Genomic DNA, 21,169 nt, shown 5'->3' with positions numbered 1-21,169 from the left:
TGTCATTTTTATAGGCTACTTCACGGCTTGGCTCCGGGACGGGAAGGGTGGATCTGGCGCTCGAAAAGCTCCATCCGAGTGCTCGAAGATCGACGAGCACTCGTGCTTTTTTAAGTACCGGAACCCTCACCCCACGTGTCACTGAGCATGAAACCCGCCGCCAAAGGATCATCCGGATCCACGCCCAGCTGTTGGATGCCATACAGCCAGGCGCGGCCGGTCACTCTGGGCAATACGGCGGCTTTTCCAGCCACTTCGCTTTGCCCCAGCAGCGCAATCTGGAATTGGCCACCGATTGTCGAGCGTGACACCAGTTGGTCACCGGCTTTGACCAAGTTACGTGCCGCCAGCGTCGCAAGGTTGGCGGAGCTCCCGGTACCGCATGGCGAACGATCGACTCGCCCCGGCGGGAGGGTTGTGCATGTCTGGTAGGTTCGGTCGTCCAGACGATTGCGGAACATCACATACGCGACTTCGTTCACTGAAGGCAGCAACGGGTGCTGGATACTGATCTGGCGGTTGATCACGTCTTTCAACGCGACCCCGGCCTCGGCCAATTTCCTGGCGTTCTCGGGGGCGATCGACAAACCCACCTGATCGACGTCGATCAACGCGTAGTACACACCTCCGAAAGCCACGTCGACCTTGATCGTGCCGAAGGCTTGCGTCTGAATGGGCAGGTCCAGGTGCTCGACGAACGCCGGGACCATATCCAGCGACACACTCAGGCATCGGCCGTCCGCGCATTGGGCGCGAGCCGTCACCAGCCCGGCAGGTGTGTCCAGAACCACCGTGGTTTCCGGCTCCTGCATGGGCACCATGCCCAACTCAAGCAGCGCAGTGACCACACAGATGCAGTTACTGCCAGACATCGGGTGTGCCTTGTCGGACTGCAACACAATGAAACCGGCGTGCGCTTCCGGGCGGGTTGGCGGCAGAAGCAAGTTGACGGACATCTGCAAGCAGCCGCGCGGTTCCATCGTCACCAGGCGACGCAAGCTGTCGTCGACCTCATTGATGTAGTTCATCTTGTCCAGCATGGTGGCACCCGGGATGCCCAGGACGCCGCCAGTGATGACTTTACCGATCTCGCCTTCGCAGTGCACTTCAGCGAGCTGAAGGGTCTGTTTCCAACGCATGGTTGTTACCTCACTTGATGTACCAGCCCCAAGGCTGTTCGCTGTCGTAGCGAGTGATCTGTTTGGTTTCCAGATAGTTGTTCATGCCCCATTCGCCCAGTTCGCGGCCAATACCGCTCTGCTTGTAACCGCCCCATGGCGCTTCGGTGAATGTAGGCTGTGAGCAATTGATCCAGACAATGCCTGCACGGAATTTACGGGCTACACGCTCGCAGCGCTGCAAGTCTTTGGACATCACGGCGGCGCCCAGTCCGAAGCGCGAGTTGTTTGCCGACTTGATTGCTTGCTCTTCAGTGTCGAAGGGACGGATGCACACCACCGGGCCAAAGATTTCCTCGTTCCAGATCCAGCTGTCTTCCGGTACGTCCGCAAAAACGGTGGGTTGAAGATAGAAACCTTTGTCGAGGTGTGCCGGGCGCTCGCCACCGCACACCAGGCGGGCTCCAGCCTCAAGACCCCGCGAGATGGCCTGAAGGGTACCGTCATACTGTTTTTTGTTCACCAATGGGCCGAGCAGGACGCCTTCCTCCATGCCGTTCCCGATCTTGATCTTACGGGCCTCCTGGGCGAGACGTGCCAGCAGCGGCTCATACACTGAGCGTTCGACCAGAACACGTGCGGTCGCCGAGCAGACCTCACCCTTGTTCCAGAAGATGCCGAACATGATCCACTCGACCGCTTTCTCGATGTCACTGTCGGCAAAAATCACGAAGGGTGATTTGCCGCCAAGCTCCAGCGTGACGTTTTTGATGTCCTGAGCAGCTGCTTGCATGATGCGGCTGCCGACCGGAACGCTTCCGGTAAACGCCAGCTTATCCACGCCCGGATGCGCGGTGAGCGCAGCGCCAGCCACAGGGCCCAGACCGGTGACAATGTTCAGCACGCCTGCAGGCAAGCCTGCTTCGTCGGCGATGCGTGCAAGCTCCAGAGCAGTCAGCGATGTCTGCTCGGCGGGCTTGAGAATGATCGTGCAACCTGCCGCCAGTGCCGGCGCGACCTTCCACGAAGCCATCAGCATCGGGAAATTCCAGGGCACGATCGCTCCTGCTACCCCGATAGGCTCTTTGCGCGCGATGCAGCTGAAACGCTCGTCGGACAGAGCGACCGGCTTATCGCGCAGACCATCCAGCTCCTCGGCCAGGTTGGCGTAGAAGTCGAAGCAGCCTGCCGTATCCCCGATGTCCCACATGGCCTCCGGAAACGGTTTGCCATTGTCACGCACTTCGAGTTCGGCGAGTTCTTCCTGGCGAGCGCGGATGCCTTCGGCGATCTTGCGCAGGTAGGCGCCGCGCTCAGCACCGCTCAGGCGCGGCCAGGGGCCCTCGTCAAATGCTGCACGCGCGGCTCGGACCGCAACATCGATGTCCTCGGCACATCCAGAGGCGACGCTGGCGATGAGGCTCTCGTCGCTCGGATCATAGGACTCGAAGCTTGCGCCGTTAATCGGGCTGACCCATTGGCCGTTGATGTAGAACTGGTCATAGCGGTTCATGCTGTACCTCCAAGGACGGCGAAGCGACGTGCGCCAAAAGCGCCAAGATTTTGTGCAGGGGTGCGCTGCGCGACCAGATCGCTCACGAGTCGACCCGTGGTTGCGCCGAGGGTCAGGCCCAACTGGCCGTGCCCGAAAGCCAGGATAGTGTTTTCAAGCCGTGGCGAGCGGTCGATCACAGGTTTTGTGTCTGGCAGGAAGGGGCGATAGCCGACGCCAAACTCCATACCGTCGGTATTGAGTTGTGGCAAGACGCGGCGGGCTTTTTCCATAATGATCTCGGCGCGTTTGAAATTGGGTTCAGCGTTTGGTCCGGCGAACTCGATGGTGCCGCCAATTTGCAGTCCGCGCGTCATCGGGGCGAAGCAAAAACCGCCATCGGCGTAGATCACAGAGTGGCGGATCTCGACCTCGGGTCGAGGAAGTACCGCCTGATAACCCGCAATGCCGGCCAGCGGTATGTTGACACCCAACGAGTTGAAGAAAGCACGGGAGCCGGTGCCGGCGGCAACCACCAAATGGTCAGCGGGCACACGTGTGCCGTCTTCCAGCGTTACGCCTGTTGCCTTGTCATGGTTTTCATCAATCTTCGTGACACGTTGACGGATGCGCACGCCGCCCTGGCTTTCAAAGCTGTGTGTCAATGCAGCGATGAAGCCTTGCGTGTCGTTCACCGCTCGCCAGTCCGGGAACATGAGGCCGTGCTTGAATTTCCCGGCCAGCGCAGGTTCCAGGTCCGCGATATCGGCAGCGCCCAGTTCCTGGGAGCTGAAGCCGAGCTGCTTGCGCAATTCCAGGTGCGGACGCTCATGCTCAAGGCCTGAAACCGAATCAAAGACTTCCAGAACGGGACGTTGCCCAAGCAGCGTCTTGTCAGGACATACGTCGAGAAGCGGGGTGTAGTCTTCATATACATGCTGAGTGAGCTTCGCCATGTCGTTGGCGATCTCGTTGATCCTGGAAGGCCGTGCGCAGGCGAGAAACCGCATAAACCACGGCAGGATCCCCGGGAGCGCGCTGGGCCGCAGAGCCAAGGGACCTTTCTGATCCAGCAGCCAGCCTGGAATTTTCATCAAGATGCCAGGCTTGGACAGCGGAATGACTTCGCTCACCGCCATTTGCCCGCAGCTCCACTTGGCAGTGCTGTCGCCAGGCGCTGCGGGATCGATAAGAGTGACCCGGTAACCGTCGCGCTGCAGGTAAAGCGCGCAGCATACGCCGACGATACCGCCGCCGATGACGACGGCCTGTTGCGATGACGTTTGCGGGTTGTTCATGTCTGTGATGCTCAACGTAGGGTTGGACAGAGGGGCGGATGCACGCGGAAGGGGAGATGCCCTTCCGCTGGCAGGTAGCATCAGCGGCTACTGGATCACGCCTGAGACGCTTCGAACACCTTGCGGAATTCGGTTTTCTCGGCATCGGTCAGTGGAAGCAATGGCGCACGCGCGTTACCCACCTTGAAGCCGGCCAGCTCGGCACCGTATTTCACTTTCTGCACGAACTTGCCACTTTCCAGGTTCGCCATCGCCGGGAACAGGCTACGCATGACCTGCTGGGCGCCACGAATGTCACCGCTGGTAAAGGCTTTGTGAAAGGCGACCACTTTTTCCGGGAAGATATTGGCCGGTCCGCAGATCCAGCTGTCAGCGCCCCACAGGTAGAAATCCAGGGCCTGGTCATCAGAGCCACAGGACAGCTGAATGCCTTTGTAGTTTTCACCAATCTCGATGGCGCGCAGCAGGTTGCCACTGCTTTCCTTGATGCCAATCACCCGTGGGTGGTTGTTCAATGCGGCAATGACATCCATCCCCACTTCAACGTTGGTGCGAACAGGGTAGTTGTAAAGCACAACGTTGATTTCAGGGAAAGTCTCCAGAATGGTGTTGTAGTGGGCGAGCAGCTCTTCTTGCGATGGCAGTGCGTAGTAAGGCGGCGCGATCAGCAGGTTGGTATAGCCTGCGTCGACGGTCTGTTTGACTTGCTCCAATACTTCACGCGTGCACGAGCCGTTAGCGCCGGCGATGAGGGTGCCGCGATCACCGACCACTTCTTTGACGGTCGCCAGAATCTGCCGGCGCTCGTCATTGGTCAGCGCGTAATACTCGCCGGTCGAACCCAGCGGTACGAAGCCACTGACGCCCGTTTTAAGTTGATGTTCTAGGATCGAGGCCAACGTATCGTGATCGACCTTGCCGGCGGCGTCGAAAGGGGTAACCAGAGCGGGCAGAATGCCGTTGAGTTTCATGCTTTTAACTCCTAGGGGTGGGTTTTATTCAGTATGCAAATCGACGCAGAAGGCGTCCTTCGACCACGCCGACCAGTCGGGTCAACGGGAACGCTACGAGGAAGTAAATGACGGCAACCGCAGAAAGAAACTCGACCGGGCGTGCCGTGCTGTTTGAAATGTTCTGACCAACGAACATCAAATCAGCGACGCCGACCGAAGAGATCAGTGCGCTTTCCTTGAACAGGCTTACAACGTTGGACAGCAGGGGCGGTACCGCGCGAAGGAGTGCCTGGGGAAAGATCACATAGAGCACCTTGACCTTGGCGTTGAGGCCCAGCGCGGTGCACGCGTCATGCTGCTCACTGGCAATGGACTTGAGCGCGCCGCGGAATGTCTCGCTGGTGATCGCCCCCATATACAAGGTCAGGGCGATGATCACAGATACATAGGGCGGGATATCCAGTCCGAACACGACCGGGAAACAAAAAAACACCCAGAACAGTTGGATCAAAAGAGGGGTGCCGCGAAAGAACTCCACGTAGAGGGTTAACGGCAAGCGCACCAGCTTCAGCCTGATCTGGCGCACAAGACTGACGGTGAAACCGAGCAGGCTGCCCAGCAATGCGCACAGACCAGTGAATGCCAGGGTCAGCGCCAGACCTTTGAGCAGCACAGGCCAATATCCAAGAACGACCGAGAAATCGAGTGGCATGGGTAGTCTCCTCAGCGCTGACCGGCAAGTTCCTGACGCCGTTCGAACCACTGCACCAACTGCGCGATAGGCAGAGAAAGTGCGAAGTAGATCAAGGCGATCAGGGTGTAAGTTTCAAGGGGACGGTAAGCCTCGGTCGCCAGGCTCTTGCCGACGTACATGAGGTCGGCGACGGCAACGATGGCAACCAATGCGCTCTGCTGCAGGGTGCCAATACCATTGGTTATCAGCACCGGCAGAGCACTGCGCAGCGACTGGGGCAAGATCACATAGAGCGTCCGCTGCCAGCTCTTGAGGCCCAACGCAACCGAGGCATCCAGATGTTCGCGAGGTACCGCCTGGACGCCCGCTCGATAGGCTTCAGCATTGAACGCGGTCAGGTTCAGGCCCAGGGCCAAAAAGCCCATGGCGATCGGATCGATGAACACGTCAAACAGCATCGGAACGCAGTAGAAGAACCATACGATCTGCAGCAAAGCAGGGGTGCAGCGAAAGAACTCAATAAAGAGCTGCGCGGGCCAGCGGATGAAAAACCAACGGCTGATGGTCATCAGGCATAGCAGGAACCCGCCGATCAGCCCGATGACATTCGACACCAGCGCCAACTCAAGCGTGACTTTAAGCCCGTCGAGCAACGCCGGCGCAGTGCCGCTCAAGAAATGGAAATCGAATTGGTAGCTCATGTTTTTACCCTCAATCGAAATGCACGACCTTTTCGAGGAATTCGCGCGTGCGGACTTCACGAGGTTGGGTAAAGATCTGTTCGGGCGGACCTTGCTCGACGACCTTGCCGTTGGCGCAGAACACCACCCGGGTGGCGATGTGTCGGGCGAAGTGCATGTCGTGAGTGACGATGATCATTGCCATCTTCTGCTCCGCCAGCTGCATCATGACGTTCTGGACTTCGATGACCATTTCCGGGTCGAGCGCCGAGGTCACTTCATCGAACAGCATCAGGCGGGGCTCGAGCATCAGGGCTCTGGCAATGGCCACCCGTTGTTTCTGGCCGCCAGACAGTTGGCTTGGGTACGCGTGCAACTTGCTTTCAAGTCCCAACCGAGCCAGATAGGCGCGTGCCTTCTCGGTCGCTTCAGTCTTGCTCAGACCATGAACTTTCACGGGTGCCAGGATGAGGTTGCCCAGCACGGAAAGATGCGGGAACAAGGTGTAGTGTTGAAACACCATGCCGATCTGTTTGTGCAATGTTTCATCGAGAGGCCGGCCCATTTTTCGGTTGCCATCGATGTACGGTCTACCTTGAAACTGAATGGCTCCCCCCTGAATCCCTTCCAACCCCATCAAGACGCGCAGCAACGAGCTCTTGCCGCTGCCGGACGGGCCGATGATGACCAGGCGATCGTCCGCACGCATGTCCAGGTTCATTCCGTCCATCACCACCAATTGCTCGGAATAGGCCTTGCGTACATTTTGAAGCTGGATAAAGGAGCCGCCCTGGCCCGAATTCGGGATGATCGAAGCCTGTGGCTGTGAGGCCACCAATTGAGGAATTGTCATGACACTGGTCTCCGCGAGAGCCCCTTGCCCAGGGCTCCCGGTAAGTCGGCGGGAGTTACTGTGTTTTTTGCGCCGCGAGGATTTCGGCAGAGGCTTTATCGACAAGCTTCTCGATGTCGCCTGCCTCGCGCTTCTGGGTCAGGTAGGCATCGAGCTCGGCCATATCCTGCGAAGCGGTTTGCAGTGGCACCGCGAACGAGACGCCTTGTTTGGCCAGAGCAGGTTCGGGGAGGATTTCGCTGGCCCAGTCGTTCGCCATGGCGAAGAGGTGGTTGGTGTCATTGGCGTCGGCCAGGATATCTGCGCGCTTGGACATGACGGCCATCCGAGTTTCGTCCGAGCCCGGCAGGCGCATCAAGACGGCATGCTTGATAGCGGCTGAAACGGCTTTGTCTGCTGCTGTTCCCGAGATCACCGCGATGGTCACGCCCGCTTTGTCGTAATCGGCAAGGCTTTTACCCGCGCCTGCGAACTTCGGGTTCTTTTTATTGATGAGCAGCGAGATCTGGTAGTCCGTTGCGGGTACCGAAAATGCGACTGCCTTCGCGCGCTCAGGTGTCTTGTTGAGCGCCATCGCCATGTCCCATTTGCCGCTCTGCAACCCAGCCACCTGGTTGTCCCAGCTGGTGTCGACAAACTGGGCTTTGACCTTCAACACGTTCTCGGCGAAGTCGCGGCACAGATCGACAAAAAAACCGCTGTAGTGACCGCTGGCCGGGTCGCGCATTACATACGGCGCTGCGACGGCTGCACCGCAGCGGAGCACGCCCGCTTGACGGACGCTTTCCCACGTTTTTGTTTCGGCGTTCGCAGACGTGTGTCCGAACACTGCGAGGGCAGCAGTGAGCGCGGTAATGCCGACGAGTTTGCGTGAAAAGAACAGTGCCATGGTGAGTCTCTCCGGTGATTTGTTTTTGTAGACAGAAGAGTGCAAGCCAAAAATCTGTATGTTGTTATGAGCGCTGACTTGTATGCAGCGATGAATCCAGGCTATTTCCAATTCCTGGCGCCTGTCAACAAGCTATAAAGAATTTTTTGTAGCAAAGCGCCCCCGATCAATGCGTTTTTGATCGAGGGCGTTTTCAGAGGAGGGCAGAAAGGTGAGGGGGGTTATGCCGGATGAGAATTCAGCTGCAACTCATCGAGGAAGCGATCCAGGATCAGGTTTTGCCGGCGGCCTTTTCGAGTGGCGATGGCAAGCTTGGTGTCGAAGTAGAGCCGTGACGGGTCCAGCGGAGCCATCACGCCTTTGTCCACCCAGGTCGCCGCATAATGGTCCGGAAGGAATCCGATGTAGCTGCCGGTCAGGATGAGAAAAGCGATGCCCTCACGATCGGTGGCAGAGGCCGCAAAATTGAGCAACTGGTGCAGACCGATGGCTTCGGCGCTCATCCGGTAGGCGGGTATCACCGCGTCGGCATGCACCAGTTGTTCATCGCTGACGTGGTGGGCGTGCTCAAAAAGGGGGTGCTCGTGACTGCAGTAGAGATTTGAGCGCTCTTCGTACAAAACCCCGTATTCCAGGCCTGAAAGGGGGGTGATCAACGGAACGGCCCCTACATGCAGTCTGCCATCGAGCAGGCCACGTTCGATATCGCCGGGTGTGCTCATGCTGAGGTTGATTCGAACACCACTGCCCGTAGCCCGCACCGCCTTGAGTGCGTGGGTGATTCGCATCTTGGGTTGGGTCACCAGGTTGTTGACGATCGCTACGTTCAGATCGCCGCGAAGGTGCTGGTGCATTTGATTCACCTCGCTTCGAAACCCTTCGATGGCGACCAGCACCGTCTCCCCGGCTCGCAACACCTCTCGTCCTTCATCGGTCAGCGCGAAGCCCGCTCTTCCACGCTGGCAGAGGCGCATGCCGAGTCGCTTCTCCAGATCGCCCATGTGCAGACTGATGGCGGATCGGGTGATACCCAGCACGGTTTCGGCGGCTGAAAAACTGCCGCATTCAGCAACGGTTTTGAAAACCCTGAGGAGCCTCAAATCGAAATCACTGACTTGGTGGAGCGGAATTTTTCTTGTCATACGTGAGTAATTCAATATCTGAGCGTTAGAAAATTCAGATTTACCGTACATTTCTGTTCATTACAAGCTAGCGCCATCCACCGCCCCCCAGGATGCCGACATGAACCAGGCTTTGCGCACAGAGATTCCCTTGGCCAGCACGCTTCATCTGCAGTCGCACTGGATGCCCTTCTCGTCAAATCGCAACTTTCACAAGGACCCTCGCTTCATTGTAGGCGCGCGGGGCAGTTGGCTGATTGACGAAACCGGCAGGGAAGTCTTCGACAGCTTGTCCGGGCTGTGGACCTGCGGTGCGGGTCATTCACGGCAGCACATTGCCGACGCTGTAGCAAAGCAATTGGTGTCTCTGGATTACTCCCCCGCGTTTCAATATGGCCATCCGCTGGCTTTCAAGCTTTCTGACCGTATTGCCCAGTTGATGCCCGGGGATTTAAATCATGTGTTCTTCACAGGGTCGGGCTCCGAATGTGCCGACACCTCTATCAAAATGGCCCGCGCCTACTGGCGCATCAAAGGTCAGCCGCAAAAGACCCGGCTGATCGGACGAGCGCGCGGCTACCACGGCGTGAACGTGGCGGGTACATCCCTGGGAGGCATCGGCGGGAATCGCAAGATGTTCGGGCAATTCATGGACGTCGATCACCTGCCGCACACACTTCAAGCCGATCTGGCCTTCACGAAAGGCGCTGCCGAGACGGGTGGGGTGGCGCTGGCCAATGAGCTGCTCAAACTTATCGAGCTCCATGATGCCTCCAACATCGCTGCGGTGATCATTGAACCGATGTCCGGTTCGGCCGGTGTGATTGTTCCTCCTCAAGGGTATCTGCAGCGGCTTCGCGAGATCTGCGACCAGCACAATATCTTGCTCATCTTCGACGAGGTGATCACCGCGTTCGGTCGCCTCGGTACCCGTACGGGTGCCGAATATTTTGGTGTAACGCCGGACTTGATGAATGTGGCGAAGCAAATCACCAACGGCGCCATCCCTATGGGAGCGGTCATTGCGAGCAGCAGCATTTACGACGCGTTCATGCACCAGGCGGCACCTGAGTACGCCGTCGAATTTGCGCATGGCTATACCTGTTCCGCGCACCCTGTAGCGTGCGCCGCCGCCCTTGCAACACTTGATTTGCTGGAGAAGGAAAACCTGCTGCAGCAGTCAGCCGAGCTGGCACCGTACTTTGAAAAAGCCATTCACGGCCTCAGAGGCGCGAAACATGTGGTCGACATCCGCAACTGTGGATTGGCGAGTGCGTTGCAAATCGCCCCTCGTGACGGTGACACCATCGTGCGTCCCTTTGAAGTGGGCATGGCGCTCTGGCAAGCAGGTTTCTACGTCCGCTTCGGCGGCGACACGCTGCAGTTCGGCCCGACCTTTAATACGAAGCCACAGGAACTGGATCGTTTGTTCGACGCTGTGGGCGAAGCCCTGCACGGCGTTAATTGATGAAGTTACCCGGCATCCGCCAGGCATGACCTTCTATATAGACCGCTTGCTATCAAGTATTGAGGAACAGAAATGAGCACCATCAAGCATTTGATCCACGGAGTATATGTCGCAGACGGCGATCGCACCTCTGATGTATTCAATCCTTCTACGGGGCAGGCCATTCATAAGCTTGGCCTCGCCAGTCGAGCGACCGTGCAGAAGGCCATTGATTCGGCTCAGGCTGCGTTTCCGGCTTGGCGCAACACGCCTCCAGGCAAACGCGCCCAAGTGATGTTCCGCTTCAAGCAGTTGCTGGAAGCCAACGAGCAGCGAATTGCGCAGCTCATCAGCGAAGAACATGGCAAGACCCTTGAAGATGCTGTGGGCGAGCTCAAGCGCGGAATCGAGAACGTTGAGTTTGCATCGGCAGCTCCAGAGATTCTGAAGGGCGAATACAGCCGAAACGTTGGCCCGAACATTGACGCATGGACTGATCTGCACCCTGTCGGGATTGTCGCCGGTATCACGCCGTTCAACTTCCCGGCCATGGTGCCGCTGTGGATGTATCCGCTGGCGATCGCGTGTGGCAACTGCTTCATTCTCAAGCCTTCGGAGCGCGATCCCAGCTCCACGCTGCTCATTGCTGAACTGCTTCATGAAGCCGGCTTGCCAAAAGGCGTTCTGAACGTCGTGCACGGCGACAAGGAAGCCGTTGATGCATTGATCGAGGCCCCAGAGGTCAAAGCGCTGAGCTTCGTGGGTTCGACCCCGATTGCCGAATACATCTATGCCGAAGGCACCAAGCGCGGCAAGCGCGTTCAGGCATTGGGTGGCGCGAAGAACCACGCGGTGTTGATGCCCGATGCCGACTTGGACAACGCGGTCAGCGCGCTTATGGGCGCAGCTTACGGGTCATGCGGTGAGCGTTGTATGGCGATTTCTGTGGCCGTATGCGTGGGCGACCAGGTGGCGGATGCGTTAGTGGCGAAGCTTGAGCCGCAGATCAAAGCATTGAAGATCGGCGCGGGCACCACCTGTGGCCTGGATATGGGCCCGCTGGTGACCGCCGCGGCGCGCGACAAGGTGCTGGGCTACATCGAAGACGGCGTGGCTGCGGGTGCCCAGGTGGTTGTTGATGGTCGTGGTCTGGAGGTCGCCGGCAGTGCGGACGGTTACTTTGTCGGCGGTACCTTGTTCGATCATGTCACGCCAGAAATGCGGATCTATAAGGAAGAGATTTTTGGCCCGGTGCTTTGTGTTGTGCGCGTGAACAGCTTGGAGCACGCGATCAAGCTCATCAACGACCACGAGTACGGCAACGGCACCTGCATCTTCACCCGAGACGGTGAGTCTGCACGGCTGTTCTGTGATGAGATCGAAGTCGGAATGGTGGGCGTCAACGTACCGCTGCCGGTACCGGTCAGCTATCACAGCTTCGGCGGCTGGAAGCGTTCGCTTTTCGGTGACCTGCATGCGTATGGCCCGGATGGTGTGCGGTTCTACACCCGCAAGAAAGCCATCACTCAACGTTGGCCAAAGCGCACCAGCCATGAAGCGGCGCAATTCGCGTTCCCCAGCAACAGCTGATTGAGGTCGCGTCGTCGACGCATGAAGCCCTGGCGTTCGACGACGCAGCGGCTTCGCCCACAAAGCATTTACGAAGAGGCAGACACGTTTATGTCGGTGACTAATGAATACGTTACAGGTCTTGATCGGGAGTACGTGTTTCACTCCTGGTCGACTCAAGGAGCCCTCAACCCGCTGGTCATCGCCGGCGGCAAGGGGTGCACGGTATGGGACTATGAAGGCAAACAGTATCTGGACTTTTCCAGCCAACTGATCAACACCAACCTGGGGCACCAGCATCCTGCGGTCATCTCTGCAATCCAGGAGCAGGCCGGTACGCTGACCACCGTTGCGCCCGCCACTGCAAACCACATGCGTGGCGAGGCCGCCAAGCGCATCATCGAGCAGTCACCGAAGGGATTCAGGAAGGTCTTTTTCACCAACGGGGGGGCTGACGCCAACGAAAACGCGATTCGCATGGCCAGGCTCTTTACCGGAAGAGACAAAGTGCTGTCCGCCTATCGCTCTTATCATGGTAATACCGGATCGGCGATCGTTGCCACCGGTGATGCCCGCCGGGTGCCGAACGAGTATGCGCGTGGCCACGTCCACTTTTTCACACCTTATCTCTATCGCACTGAGTTCAATGCTCAGACAGAGGCTGAGGAAACCGAGCGCGCGCTTCGCCACCTTCGCAGAATCATTGAGAGTGAGGGTGCAGGCTCGATCGCTGCGATCCTTTTGGAAAGCTTACCCGGTACGGCAGGTGTCCTGCTGCCACCGGCTGCCTATATGAAAGGCGTACGGGAGCTGGCGAATGAGTTCGGCATCCTGCTTATTCTCGACGAAGTCATGTCCGGCTTCGGAAGGACAGGCAAATGGTTCGCGCTGGAACATTACGAGATCATTCCGGACCTCGTTACCTTCGCCAAAGGCGTGAACTCAGGATACGTACCGGTTGGTGGCGTCATCATTTCTGAGCAGTTGTGTGCCTATTTCGACACGCGTTTCTTCCCGGGTGGCCTGACGTATTCCGGCCATCCCCTCGCGATGGCTTCCGTCGTGGCCTCGATTGACGCCATGCGCTCGGAAGGTGTCGTAGAGAATGCCCTGGAGATTGGCGCGACCCAGCTGGGTCCACGCTTGCGTGAGCTGCAAGAGCGTCACGCTTCAATCGGCGAAGTGCGGGGCGTGGGGGTGTTCTGGGCGCTGGAATTCGTGACTCATCGCGAAACCCGCGCCCCTGTGCCGGCAGACAAAATGCAGGCGTTGAAAGCCAAGCTGATGGAGCGAGGACTCCTGCCGTTCGTGGTCGAGAACCGCATTCACGTGGCGCCGCCTTGTGTTGTCACCGCCGAGGAAGTCGACGCGGGTGTTGCCATTCTCGACGAGGTGATCGGCTCAGTGTTGGGATAACCGGCAACTCGGGTGGGGCTCAATGCGGAAAAGCGCGTTTGCGATTCCCATCCATAGAACCTGTTTGTGCTCGATAGCCGCCACTTGTTGGCGGCTTTTTTATGGCGTTCGAGTGGGCAATCTGGCCCACCGCGTTGCAACGAATCAGCATGGACCCGGGGCTGGGTGAATTAAACCGGTTTCTACTGACGTTTACATACCGTTTTAATCACCTGATTTCTCAATAAAAACCGTCACTTAACTCAACAAAGAAAGGTGACCCCTGCATTGACACTTTCTGAGGCGGTTTCTATTCTGAGTGCAGTTTTGCACACAGCGAAGCATGCACTGTAACGCCTTACCATTCTGCCAAAACAACGATAACAGTGAGGTTGAACATGGTTTTCACGATCCCGCATACCGTCAAAAAAGGGTTGATCGCCGCTGGTCTGTTTGGCGCTGTACTGATGCATCAAGCTGCGCAGGCGGCTGAGTCATCGATGTGGCAAGAGGTGCAAAAAGCCGGCGTGCTGCGATGCGGTGCTGCGGTTGCCGCACCGTACGTCATGCGCGACGTCAAAACAGGCGGTTACAGTGGCTACTTTGTGGATCTCTGCCGGGATTTCGGCGAGAAGGTGTTGAAAGTCAAAGTCACGTTTGTCGATACCAACTGGGATAACCTCGTTGCAGGCTTGCAGAGCAACAAATGGGACCTGGCCATGGCCCTGAACCAGACGCCAGAGAGGGCTTTGGCCGTGGCGTTCACGGTGCCCGCCACCGATTACCAGGTATCGCTGCTGGTCAACAAAGACAATCCCAAAGTGGCAGATGTCAAAGAGGACATCGGGGCTCTCGACAAGCCAGAGGTCACATTTGCCGTGATGTCCGGCACTGCGCAGGACAAGGCAATCTCCGCTGTGGTGCATAACGGCAAAGTGATGCGCCTGCCGGGAATGGACGAGGCCCGTCTGGCAGTCATGTCCAAACGTGCCGATGTGCTTGTTGACGCCAGCGACACGAATCATCTGTTCGCGTTGGCCAACCCGGATTGGACGCGTGAAATCCTGCCCAAACCCGCTCTCGCCAAGCAAGGCGTCTCTTTTGGGGTTCGAAGGGATATCTCGGCAGCGGATCTTGAGGTACTCAATATCTACCTTCGCCAGCGACGGGATACGGGCGAAATTCAGCAGTTGGTGGACAAGGCATCGATTGAAGCCAACGCCACAAAGTAATTCGTACGAGTCTGACCGCCCGCCGACCTTGCGGGCGGTTTTATTTTCAGCATAGGAAGGAGACTACTTATGAATGACCACCTACGTCCCTTGACCGGGCAAACCGTACTGGTGACTGGCGCATCCGGCGGCATTGGCGCCGCTATCGTGGAGCAGTTGGCCGCGGAAGGCGCGCGGCCCGTCATCCACTTCAGTCGGGATGCTCAAGGCGCTCACGAACTCCTCGATCGTATCGGTGGAAACGGGTGGGTCGTACAAGGCGATCTGAGCCAGGAGACAGGTCCCGAACAGCTGTGGCAAGCAGCGCTCGAAGCAAGCGGCGGCCGAATTCACGCCTTGATCAACAACGCCGGGATTCGCACAGAAATCCCATTGGAGGCTTCGTCGGTGCAGTGGCGAGAAGCCTGGCGGCGGGAGTTCCAGGTCAATTTTTTTGCAGCTGCCGATTTGTGCCGTAAAGCGATAGCTCATTATCGTGAACACGGGGGCGGGCGAATCATCAACATGGCAAGCCGAGCGGCCCAGCGTGGATATGCGGCGGACGTCCTACCCTACGGATCGAGCAAAGCGGCCTTGATCAACCTGACCAAATCTCTGGCTCGCAGCGTAGCGGGGGAGGGTGTCGTAGCAGTCGCCATCGCCCCCGGATGGGTGCGTACCGATATGGCCGAACAATTCATTGCGCAACACGGTGAGGCAGCAGCCGTAGCAGATATTCCGGTGGGGCGTATGGCTGGCCCGGCGGAAATCGCCGAGTTGGTGGCGTTCACGCTTCGACCTTCGCAAGTTTCGCTGAACGGTGCAACGTTGGACGTCAATGGCGGAAGCTACATCCGCTGAGGGTGTAGTGTAGAGAAATGCGACCGCTGGATCGGGAGGTGTGAGTGCTCTTGTGCCTCCCGTCGATGCCCGGACAGCAACTGCCGCACGTTGAGCTTGGGCATTAATGAAAAAAACATCCCGAAAGCAGTTCTGCTTCCGGGATGTTTTTTTATCGGGATGACCAGGTTATCGGCCGCTGTTTATCAAACGCCCGCCGCCAGCGGGAACAAGCCCATGACCAGACACGCGGCCAAGATGAGGAAGCTCAACGCAAAGGCCCATTTCATCGTGTACTTCTGATGGTCGCTGAACTCGACGCCGGCCAGGCCGCAAAGCAAGTACGTCGAGGCAACCAGCGGGCTGAGCAAGTGCACCGGTTGGCCCACCAGAGACGCTCGACCGATTTCGGCGTGGGTGATGCCGTACACCTCGGCGGCTTTGGCGAGCACCGGCAGCACGCCATAGTAGAACGCATCGTTGGACATGAAGAACGTCGCAGGGATACTTGCCAGCGCGGTGATCGGCGCCATGTACGGGCCCCACGATTCAGGCAGCATCGCCAGAAAACTCGCAGACATCGCGTTGACCATGCCTGTGCCGGAGAGAATGCCCGCGAGGATGCCAGCCGCCAGAAAGATGGCGATCTGGTTGAGGGCTGTCGGCGCATGCGTCGAGATGCGCCGACGCTGATCGTTCATGTGCGGGTAGTTGATCACCAGGGCGACGGAGAACGCCACCATGAACAAGATCGACAACGGCAGTATTTCAGTCACGAGGCCGGCCATCAGGGCGATGGTCAGGCTGGCATTCAACCAGAACAGCTTGGGGCGACGCAGCTCCGCATTTTCATCCGACATCGAGGGCATCCCTTCGTCAGCCTCGTCATCGAACACCGTCGCTGCCGCGCCCACCGACAACCGCAGTGTGCCCAGGCGCTGACGTTCGCGAACGCCAATGAACCAAGCCAGACCCAGTACGCCGAGGAAGGCTACGATCATCACCGGAATCAACGGAATGAACAGCTCGGAGGTGTCGACCTGCAAAGAGGCGGCGGCGCGGGCCAGCGGTCCACCCCATGGCAACAGATTGGTCACGCTGGCGGCCAGAATCACGACACACGTCAGCGACAACGGCTCCAGGCGCAGGCGCTTGAACAGCGGCAGCATGGCGGTGACGGTGATCATGTAGGTTGTGGAGCCGTCGCCATCGAGCGAGACCATGCCCGCCAGCAAAGCGGCAAACACCACGGCTTTCATGGGGTCGCCGTTGATCAGCTTGATGAACTTGCGAATGATCGGATCAAACAGGCCGGTATCGAACATCACGCCGAAATAAAGGATCGCGAACATTACCATGACCGCGGTCGGCGCCACTTTGCGCAGCCCTTCGATCATCATGTCGCCCATGTCCGGACCGAAGCCGGCGAGCAGGGCGAAGACGATCGGAACCGTGGTCATGGCCACCAGAGGCGACAGGCGCTTGGTCATGATCAGTGCCATGAAGGTCACGATCATGCCGTAGCCGAGGAATGAGAGCATTTGTATCACCTTGACGTAAAGTACAATTGTTTTTATGGGATCTGCGCTCTGTGCGCATCAAGGTTCCCGCTGCTTACAGGTATTGATCCAGCGAGTGGCCGGTGAGTCTCACACGAGTATCAACTCATGTGAAGGCCGCCATTGAGCGAGAAGTCCGCACCGTTGGCGTAGCCCGATTCATCGGACGCCAGCCAGGCGCACATCGAGGCTATTTCTTCCGGCGTGCCCAGGCGACGGGTGGGGATATCGGCAATGATGCGGTCCATGGCATCAGGCGTGGTGACGGATTTGAGCTTGGCCGTGTTGATATAGCCGGGAGACACCGTATTGACGGTGACACCACGGGAACCGACTTCCCGGGCGAGGGCGCGGGTGAAGCCGCGGATGGCCGACTTGGCGGTGGAGTAGTTGACCTGGCCAACCTGGCCCAACTGGGCGTTGACCGACGAGATATTGATGACCCGCCCCCAGCCACGCTCGACCATGCCGTCGATCACTTGTTTGGTGACGTTGAACAACGAGTTCAGGTTGGTATCGATGACCGTCGCCCAATCACACGGCTGCATGTCATGGAACACCACATTGCGGGCAGTGCCGGCATTGTTGATGAGGACGTCGACGGGGCCGACGTTTTTGCGGATCTGCTCAAACGCCTCGCGGCAGGAATCCCAGTCTGCGACGCTGCCTTCTGAAGCGACAAACGAGAAGCCCAGTTGCTTTTGCTGAGCCAGCCATGCGTCCTTGAGCGGGGAATCCGGTCCACATCCTGCCACGACGGTGAAACCATCACGAGCCAGGCGCTGGCAGACAGCAGTCCCGAGATTGCCCATGCCAGCAGTCACAAAAGCGATTTTCTTTTTCATGCGTTGACTCCGTTTATGATTTTTTGTTGGGAGCATTGCGTGCAGTTTCTACCGCGACTGGAACTAATAGACTGCAGTGGAAATTGTTTTGCAAGGTTACGCGATACAATTTCGCCAAAAGGAAACGGTTTCTTACGGACGGTCATTTTCATGTCGGCTTGATCGCAGGACGTTCCGCAGCGCTTCGAGCCCGTCTTCCGTGCTCGTGAGCGGTCGATACTCACAGCCCACCCAACCCTCGTAACCGTCGATTTCCAGCATGGCGACCAGCCCACTGAAATCGATGCGCCCCGTGCCAGGCTCATGACGGCCCGGAAAATCAGCGACCTGCACATGGCTGATGCGGGGCCACCACTGGTTGAGTTTGCGCAGGCAATCTTCACCCAACAGCGCAGTGTGGTAGGTGTCGAGGATCAATCCGAGACCTGGCAAAGCCTCAAGCATTTGCTCGGCAAGATCGAAGCGGCTCATGAGATAACCGGGCATCTCTGTCGAACTGATGACTTCAATCAACGGTTCGATGCGTTCGTCATACAAGAACTCGAGCGCATATTCGAGGTTGCGTCGATAGCGCCCGTCCTGCGTCATCGTTCCCAAATCGGTGACCGAGGTGCCGGACATCAAATGAAGTTTGTTGCATCCCAAGGCTTGCGCGTAATGCGCCGCCTGGCGTAACTGGGCGACGAATTCTTCCCTCGGAGCACAGAGCGCAGTCGTGCCACGGGTCGCACCCTGCGGGGCAGCGAACTGCACCATGTGCAATTGATGCTCCTCGAGCAGTTGCGCGATCTGCAGCGGGTCATACTCATAGGGCGAAGGAAATTCGACGGCGTGGAAGCCGGCCTTGGCGGCCGCTGCAAACCGTTCCAGAAACGGCAGTTCCGTGAACTGAAAACCGATGTGTGCGTTCAACCTGATCATAAGCGGCTCCTTCGACACTCAGGCGTTCAACAGGGTGCGAAGTTTGAGTACCGCGCTGTCTGGCGTTGTCAGTACGTCGCGCCCACTGGCCTGGCTCGCGCCTTGCGCGGCGCTGGTCATGGAGAACTGGGCAAAACACAGTACGTCGCCGCTAGACGGCTGACGGACGCTTTCGACGACCAAGGCGTCGTGGCGCTCGACGTTTCCCTCACGCAACGCATCGAAAGCGCCCGGGCAGATGACAGTGCTCAGTTGCAGATCGACACCCAATTGCCGGGCATAGTCCTGAAATTCCTGGGTCATCGAGGCGATGGCAGGCTCAAACGTGGCAACGATCGAAACGTTGCCGGTGCGCGCCAGCGCTTGCTCGATCATCGCCTCGTTAGGTTTGAGCACCGGAATCGTCAGCGCACGCTTGCACCGGTCAATGGCATCGCCAAAAGCCGAGCAGGTAAACAGGATCGCGTCGGCGCCGCAATCGGCGGCATACGTGGCCAATCTGTGGAAGCGCTCATTCATCGCCTCGGTGATTTCACCGGCCTCGGCCAGGTCGCTCGACAGCGAGTCCTCCAGCAGGTTGGCCAGCTTCGCCTCTGGCCACAGCCTGGTAAAGGCTTCGGTAATCGGGGCGATCGAGACCGGTGTGGCATGAATCAAAAAGATACGTGGGGGTTTCATGAAGATGCCTCGCAAAGGGAGCATGGGTGTTGTTGAGCCACGGCGTATCAGTGCGACAGTGGCGTGTTGGCGCGCATCGGGTTATTTTTCCCTATCCGCCCTTGAAAACCGGTTTCCATGAATTCAGCACAGTCCACCCTTGATCAGCCATCGACGGGCGCCAAGTCGAAAACGAAACCCAGGATCAAAAAGGATCTCGCGGAGCAGTTGGCTCCGAAAATCATCGACATGGCCCGAGCCCGTTCGATGCGTGCCGGTGATCCGCTGCGCGAAGAAGCCTTTGCCAAGGAGCTGGGTGTTTCCCGCTCGCCCATTCGGCGCGGCTTTGCTTTGCTGGCCGAACTGGGGCTGGCGACCAAAGAGCCCAATCGAGGCTATTTCCTCACTGCAGATGCGCGCGGCATCGACAGCCGAAAATTGCCTCTGGAGGTCGATCCGTTCGAGGATTTTTACCTGCGGGTGGTCGATGACGTGCTGCGTGGTGACATCCCCACGACTTTTTTTGAAGCCGAGTTGATGCGCAGGTATGAAGTGCCCCGAGGGCAACTCATGAAAGTTCTCAACCGTCTGACCAACGAGGCGATGATCGAGCGCAAGCCGGGGCAGGGGTGGGAGATCAACAGCTTTCTGCACGATTCGAAGGCTCACATCCAGAGCTACCGGTTTCGCATGGCGATCGAACCTGCAGCGGTGCTGGAACCGGGTTATGAGGTTGATGTGGCCGCGTTTGCCAAAGCCCGCGAAGTCCAACAACAGCTGCTTGATGGCGATATTTTCACGCTGTCGCGTTCGCAGCTGTTTCAGATTGGTGCCCAGCTGCATGAGCTGGTGGTGCGCTGTTCGGGCAATGCGTTCTTCCTGGAGGCTATCCGTCGACAAAACCAGCTGCGTCGATTCATGGCGTACAAAGCCAACGTGGATCGCCCGCGATTGATCAACCAGTGCAAGGAACACATTCATCTGCTGGATCTCATTGAAAGTGGTCAGCGCGAAGCCGCTGCGCAGTTCCTGCGTAACCACCTCGATGTAGTGGGGCGGCAGAAAACCGACAAGGAGGCCAAGGATGAGCTGGAATACCAGCGCAGCCTTGAGGTCTCCGTCGTCAGCTAGAGCGGCGTGTTCAACAGCACGACGCCATCATCATCGCCGTACATTGAGTCACCCTCGTTAATCGTGTGCCCGGCGAATTCCACGGCAACGCCGATCTGTCCCTCGTTACGCTTGACGGTTTTTCGTGGCGAGGTGCCTAACGCTTTGATGGCAATGGGCATATCGCGCAGTGCCGCCTTGTCGCGGATATAGCCGTAGATCAAAACGCCTGCCCATCCGTTCTTGACCAGGTCAGCAGCGATCACGTCGCCGAACAAGGCATAACGATCGCTGGCGCCGCCATCGACCACCAGTACACGGCCCTGGCCTGGCAGACTGCTCACTTCCTTGATGCGCGAATTATCCTCAAAACATTTGAGCGTTAATGCTCGCCCCTGAAATTCGGTTCTGCCCCCGAAATCCTGAAACATCGGGGTCAGGACCCCGGACATCGTCCGGATACTGGTCACACAGATCGGAAGTTTTAACGCTCATGTTGCTCACTCCTGGGATTCAG

General features: G+C 58.1%; 19 protein-coding genes and 1 pseudogene. 6 read left to right on the top strand and 14 right to left on the bottom strand.

All coding sequences use genetic code 11. The annotated features are described in order from the left end of the window. Nucleotides 1–110: 110 nt before the first annotated feature. From ACLEJR_RS11500 to ACLEJR_RS11460, 9 genes are all read right to left on the bottom strand, one after another. On the bottom strand, nt 111–1,139 hold the full coding sequence (locus tag ACLEJR_RS11500) for a proline racemase family protein (protein ID WP_440814015.1): 1,029 nt from the start codon (nt 1,137–1,139) through the stop codon (nt 111–113). Nucleotides 1,140–1,149: 10 nt separating this feature from the next. Further along, on the bottom strand, nt 1,150–2,631 hold the full coding sequence (locus ACLEJR_RS11495) for an aldehyde dehydrogenase family protein (RefSeq protein ID WP_440814013.1): 1,482 nt from the start codon (nt 2,629–2,631) through the stop codon (nt 1,150–1,152). Beyond that, nucleotides 2,628–3,908: an NAD(P)/FAD-dependent oxidoreductase gene (locus ACLEJR_RS11490; RefSeq protein ID WP_440814011.1), complete on the bottom strand. Its 1,281-nt coding sequence runs from the start codon at nt 3,906–3,908 to the stop codon at nt 2,628–2,630. Before ACLEJR_RS11490 ends, ACLEJR_RS11495 begins: the two co-directional genes overlap by 4 nt. Nucleotides 3,909–4,003: 95 nt before the next feature. Continuing rightward, nucleotides 4,004–4,879, bottom strand: coding sequence for a dihydrodipicolinate synthase family protein (locus ACLEJR_RS11485; protein ID WP_440814008.1), 876 nt, complete (start codon nt 4,877–4,879; stop codon nt 4,004–4,006). A 28-nt stretch (nt 4,880–4,907) separates the two neighbouring features. Continuing rightward, nucleotides 4,908–5,573, bottom strand: coding sequence for an amino acid ABC transporter permease (locus ACLEJR_RS11480; RefSeq protein WP_280035156.1), 666 nt, complete (start codon nt 5,571–5,573; stop codon nt 4,908–4,910). A gap of 11 nt (nt 5,574–5,584) precedes the next feature. Then, complete coding sequence (locus ACLEJR_RS11475) at nt 5,585–6,256, bottom strand: amino acid ABC transporter permease (RefSeq protein WP_280035158.1); 672 nt, start codon at nt 6,254–6,256, stop codon at nt 5,585–5,587. Between the two features lie 10 nt (nt 6,257–6,266). Next, nucleotides 6,267–7,088, bottom strand: a complete 822-nt coding sequence (locus tag ACLEJR_RS11470; RefSeq protein WP_440814005.1) for an amino acid ABC transporter ATP-binding protein — start codon at nt 7,086–7,088, stop codon at nt 6,267–6,269. Between the two features lie 55 nt (nt 7,089–7,143). Next, nucleotides 7,144–7,977: a transporter substrate-binding domain-containing protein gene (locus ACLEJR_RS11465; protein ID WP_440814004.1), complete on the bottom strand. Its 834-nt coding sequence runs from the start codon at nt 7,975–7,977 to the stop codon at nt 7,144–7,146. A gap of 221 nt (nt 7,978–8,198) precedes the next feature. Then, nucleotides 8,199–9,119, bottom strand: coding sequence for a LysR family transcriptional regulator (locus ACLEJR_RS11460; RefSeq protein WP_440814091.1), 921 nt, complete (start codon nt 9,117–9,119; stop codon nt 8,199–8,201). A gap of 100 nt (nt 9,120–9,219) precedes the next feature. On the opposite strand from ACLEJR_RS11460, the gene ACLEJR_RS11455 reads away from it, so the two are divergent. From ACLEJR_RS11455 to ACLEJR_RS11435, 5 genes are all read left to right on the top strand, one after another. Beyond that, nucleotides 9,220–10,566, top strand: coding sequence for an aspartate aminotransferase family protein (locus ACLEJR_RS11455; RefSeq protein ID WP_440814001.1), 1,347 nt, complete (start codon nt 9,220–9,222; stop codon nt 10,564–10,566). A gap of 72 nt (nt 10,567–10,638) precedes the next feature. Then, entirely contained in the window at nt 10,639–12,135 is a 1,497-nt protein-coding gene (locus ACLEJR_RS11450) for a CoA-acylating methylmalonate-semialdehyde dehydrogenase (RefSeq protein WP_440813999.1), read from the top strand. Nucleotides 12,136–12,225: 90 nt separating this feature from the next. Beyond that, nucleotides 12,226–13,530 carry an aspartate aminotransferase family protein gene (locus ACLEJR_RS11445; RefSeq protein ID WP_440813996.1) on the top strand — a complete coding sequence of 435 codons (1,305 nt, stop codon included), beginning with the start codon at nt 12,226–12,228 and terminating at the stop codon, nt 13,528–13,530. Nucleotides 13,531–13,907: 377 nt separating this feature from the next. Then, nucleotides 13,908–14,741: a transporter substrate-binding domain-containing protein gene (locus ACLEJR_RS11440; protein ID WP_440813994.1), complete on the top strand. Its 834-nt coding sequence runs from the start codon at nt 13,908–13,910 to the stop codon at nt 14,739–14,741. Between the two features lie 69 nt (nt 14,742–14,810). Continuing rightward, nucleotides 14,811–15,581, top strand: coding sequence for an SDR family NAD(P)-dependent oxidoreductase (locus ACLEJR_RS11435; protein WP_440813991.1), 771 nt, complete (start codon nt 14,811–14,813; stop codon nt 15,579–15,581). A gap of 185 nt (nt 15,582–15,766) precedes the next feature. On the opposite strand, the gene ACLEJR_RS11430 is transcribed toward ACLEJR_RS11435, so the two are convergent. The 4 genes from ACLEJR_RS11430 to ACLEJR_RS11415 all read right to left on the bottom strand — a co-directional run bounded on the left by ACLEJR_RS11430 (nt 15,767) and on the right by ACLEJR_RS11415 (nt 19,563). Continuing rightward, nucleotides 15,767–17,101 (bottom strand): CitMHS family transporter, encoded by a 1,335-nt coding sequence (locus ACLEJR_RS11430; protein ID WP_280035171.1) that lies wholly within the window; start codon nt 17,099–17,101, stop codon nt 15,767–15,769. 119 nt (nt 17,102–17,220) lie between these two features. Further along, the gene (gene phbB / locus ACLEJR_RS11425) at nt 17,221–17,964 is read right to left on the bottom strand and encodes an acetoacetyl-CoA reductase (protein ID WP_440813987.1); all 744 of its coding nucleotides are present in this window, start codon (nt 17,962–17,964) and stop codon (nt 17,221–17,223) included. Nucleotides 17,965–18,096: 132 nt separating this feature from the next. Beyond that, complete coding sequence (locus tag ACLEJR_RS11420; protein ID WP_440813984.1) at nt 18,097–18,885, bottom strand: hydroxypyruvate isomerase family protein; 789 nt, start codon at nt 18,883–18,885, stop codon at nt 18,097–18,099. 18 nt (nt 18,886–18,903) lie between these two features. Then, nucleotides 18,904–19,563, bottom strand: coding sequence for an aspartate/glutamate racemase family protein (locus tag ACLEJR_RS11415; protein ID WP_440813981.1), 660 nt, complete (start codon nt 19,561–19,563; stop codon nt 18,904–18,906). A gap of 183 nt (nt 19,564–19,746) precedes the next feature. Between ACLEJR_RS11415 and ACLEJR_RS11410 the strand changes: the two genes are divergently transcribed. Further along, on the top strand, nt 19,747–20,673 hold the full coding sequence (locus ACLEJR_RS11410) for a GntR family transcriptional regulator (protein ID WP_440814089.1): 927 nt from the start codon (nt 19,747–19,749) through the stop codon (nt 20,671–20,673). Here the strand turns inward: ACLEJR_RS11410 and rraA are convergent. Next, nucleotides 20,670–21,147: pseudogene (gene rraA / locus ACLEJR_RS11405) on the bottom strand (ribonuclease E activity regulator RraA). The gene ACLEJR_RS11410 and the pseudogene rraA sit on opposite strands and share 4 nt — an antisense overlap. Between the last annotated feature and the right edge of the window lie 22 nt (nt 21,148–21,169).

The organism is Pseudomonas sp. SMN5 (genome assembly GCF_052041925.1).
Classification (GTDB): Bacteria; Pseudomonadota; Gammaproteobacteria; order Pseudomonadales; family Pseudomonadaceae; genus Aquipseudomonas.
This window is presented reverse-complemented; position numbering and strand designations above follow the sequence as displayed.

What these genes read in the sequence shown, in the direction of transcription:
- ACLEJR_RS11500 (WP_440814015.1), bottom strand. Translation starts at nt 1,139, where the DNA reads ATGCGTTGGAAACAGACCCTTCAGCTCGCTGAAGTGCACTGCGAAGGC.
- ACLEJR_RS11495 (WP_440814013.1), bottom strand. Translation starts at nt 2,631, where the DNA reads ATGAACCGCTATGACCAGTTCTACATCAACGGCCAATGGGTCAGCCCG.
- ACLEJR_RS11490 (WP_440814011.1), bottom strand. Translation starts at nt 3,908, where the DNA reads ATGAACAACCCGCAAACGTCATCGCAACAGGCCGTCGTCATCGGCGGC.
- ACLEJR_RS11485 (WP_440814008.1), bottom strand. Translation starts at nt 4,879, where the DNA reads ATGAAACTCAACGGCATTCTGCCCGCTCTGGTTACCCCTTTCGACGCC.
- ACLEJR_RS11480 (WP_280035156.1), bottom strand. Translation starts at nt 5,573, where the DNA reads ATGCCACTCGATTTCTCGGTCGTTCTTGGATATTGGCCTGTGCTGCTC.
- ACLEJR_RS11475 (WP_280035158.1), bottom strand. Translation starts at nt 6,256, where the DNA reads ATGAGCTACCAATTCGATTTCCATTTCTTGAGCGGCACTGCGCCGGCG.
- ACLEJR_RS11470 (WP_440814005.1), bottom strand. Translation starts at nt 7,088, where the DNA reads ATGACAATTCCTCAATTGGTGGCCTCACAGCCACAGGCTTCGATCATC.
- ACLEJR_RS11465 (WP_440814004.1), bottom strand. Translation starts at nt 7,977, where the DNA reads ATGGCACTGTTCTTTTCACGCAAACTCGTCGGCATTACCGCGCTCACT.
- ACLEJR_RS11460 (WP_440814091.1), bottom strand. Translation starts at nt 9,119, where the DNA reads ATGACAAGAAAAATTCCGCTCCACCAAGTCAGTGATTTCGATTTGAGG.
- ACLEJR_RS11455 (WP_440814001.1), top strand. Translation starts at nt 9,220, where the DNA reads ATGAACCAGGCTTTGCGCACAGAGATTCCCTTGGCCAGCACGCTTCAT.
- ACLEJR_RS11450 (WP_440813999.1), top strand. Translation starts at nt 10,639, where the DNA reads ATGAGCACCATCAAGCATTTGATCCACGGAGTATATGTCGCAGACGGC.
- ACLEJR_RS11445 (WP_440813996.1), top strand. Translation starts at nt 12,226, where the DNA reads ATGTCGGTGACTAATGAATACGTTACAGGTCTTGATCGGGAGTACGTG.
- ACLEJR_RS11440 (WP_440813994.1), top strand. Translation starts at nt 13,908, where the DNA reads ATGGTTTTCACGATCCCGCATACCGTCAAAAAAGGGTTGATCGCCGCT.
- ACLEJR_RS11435 (WP_440813991.1), top strand. Translation starts at nt 14,811, where the DNA reads ATGAATGACCACCTACGTCCCTTGACCGGGCAAACCGTACTGGTGACT.
- ACLEJR_RS11430 (WP_280035171.1), bottom strand. Translation starts at nt 17,101, where the DNA reads ATGCTCTCATTCCTCGGCTACGGCATGATCGTGACCTTCATGGCACTG.
- phbB (WP_440813987.1), bottom strand. Translation starts at nt 17,964, where the DNA reads ATGAAAAAGAAAATCGCTTTTGTGACTGCTGGCATGGGCAATCTCGGG.
- ACLEJR_RS11420 (WP_440813984.1), bottom strand. Translation starts at nt 18,885, where the DNA reads ATGATCAGGTTGAACGCACACATCGGTTTTCAGTTCACGGAACTGCCG.
- ACLEJR_RS11415 (WP_440813981.1), bottom strand. Translation starts at nt 19,563, where the DNA reads ATGAAACCCCCACGTATCTTTTTGATTCATGCCACACCGGTCTCGATC.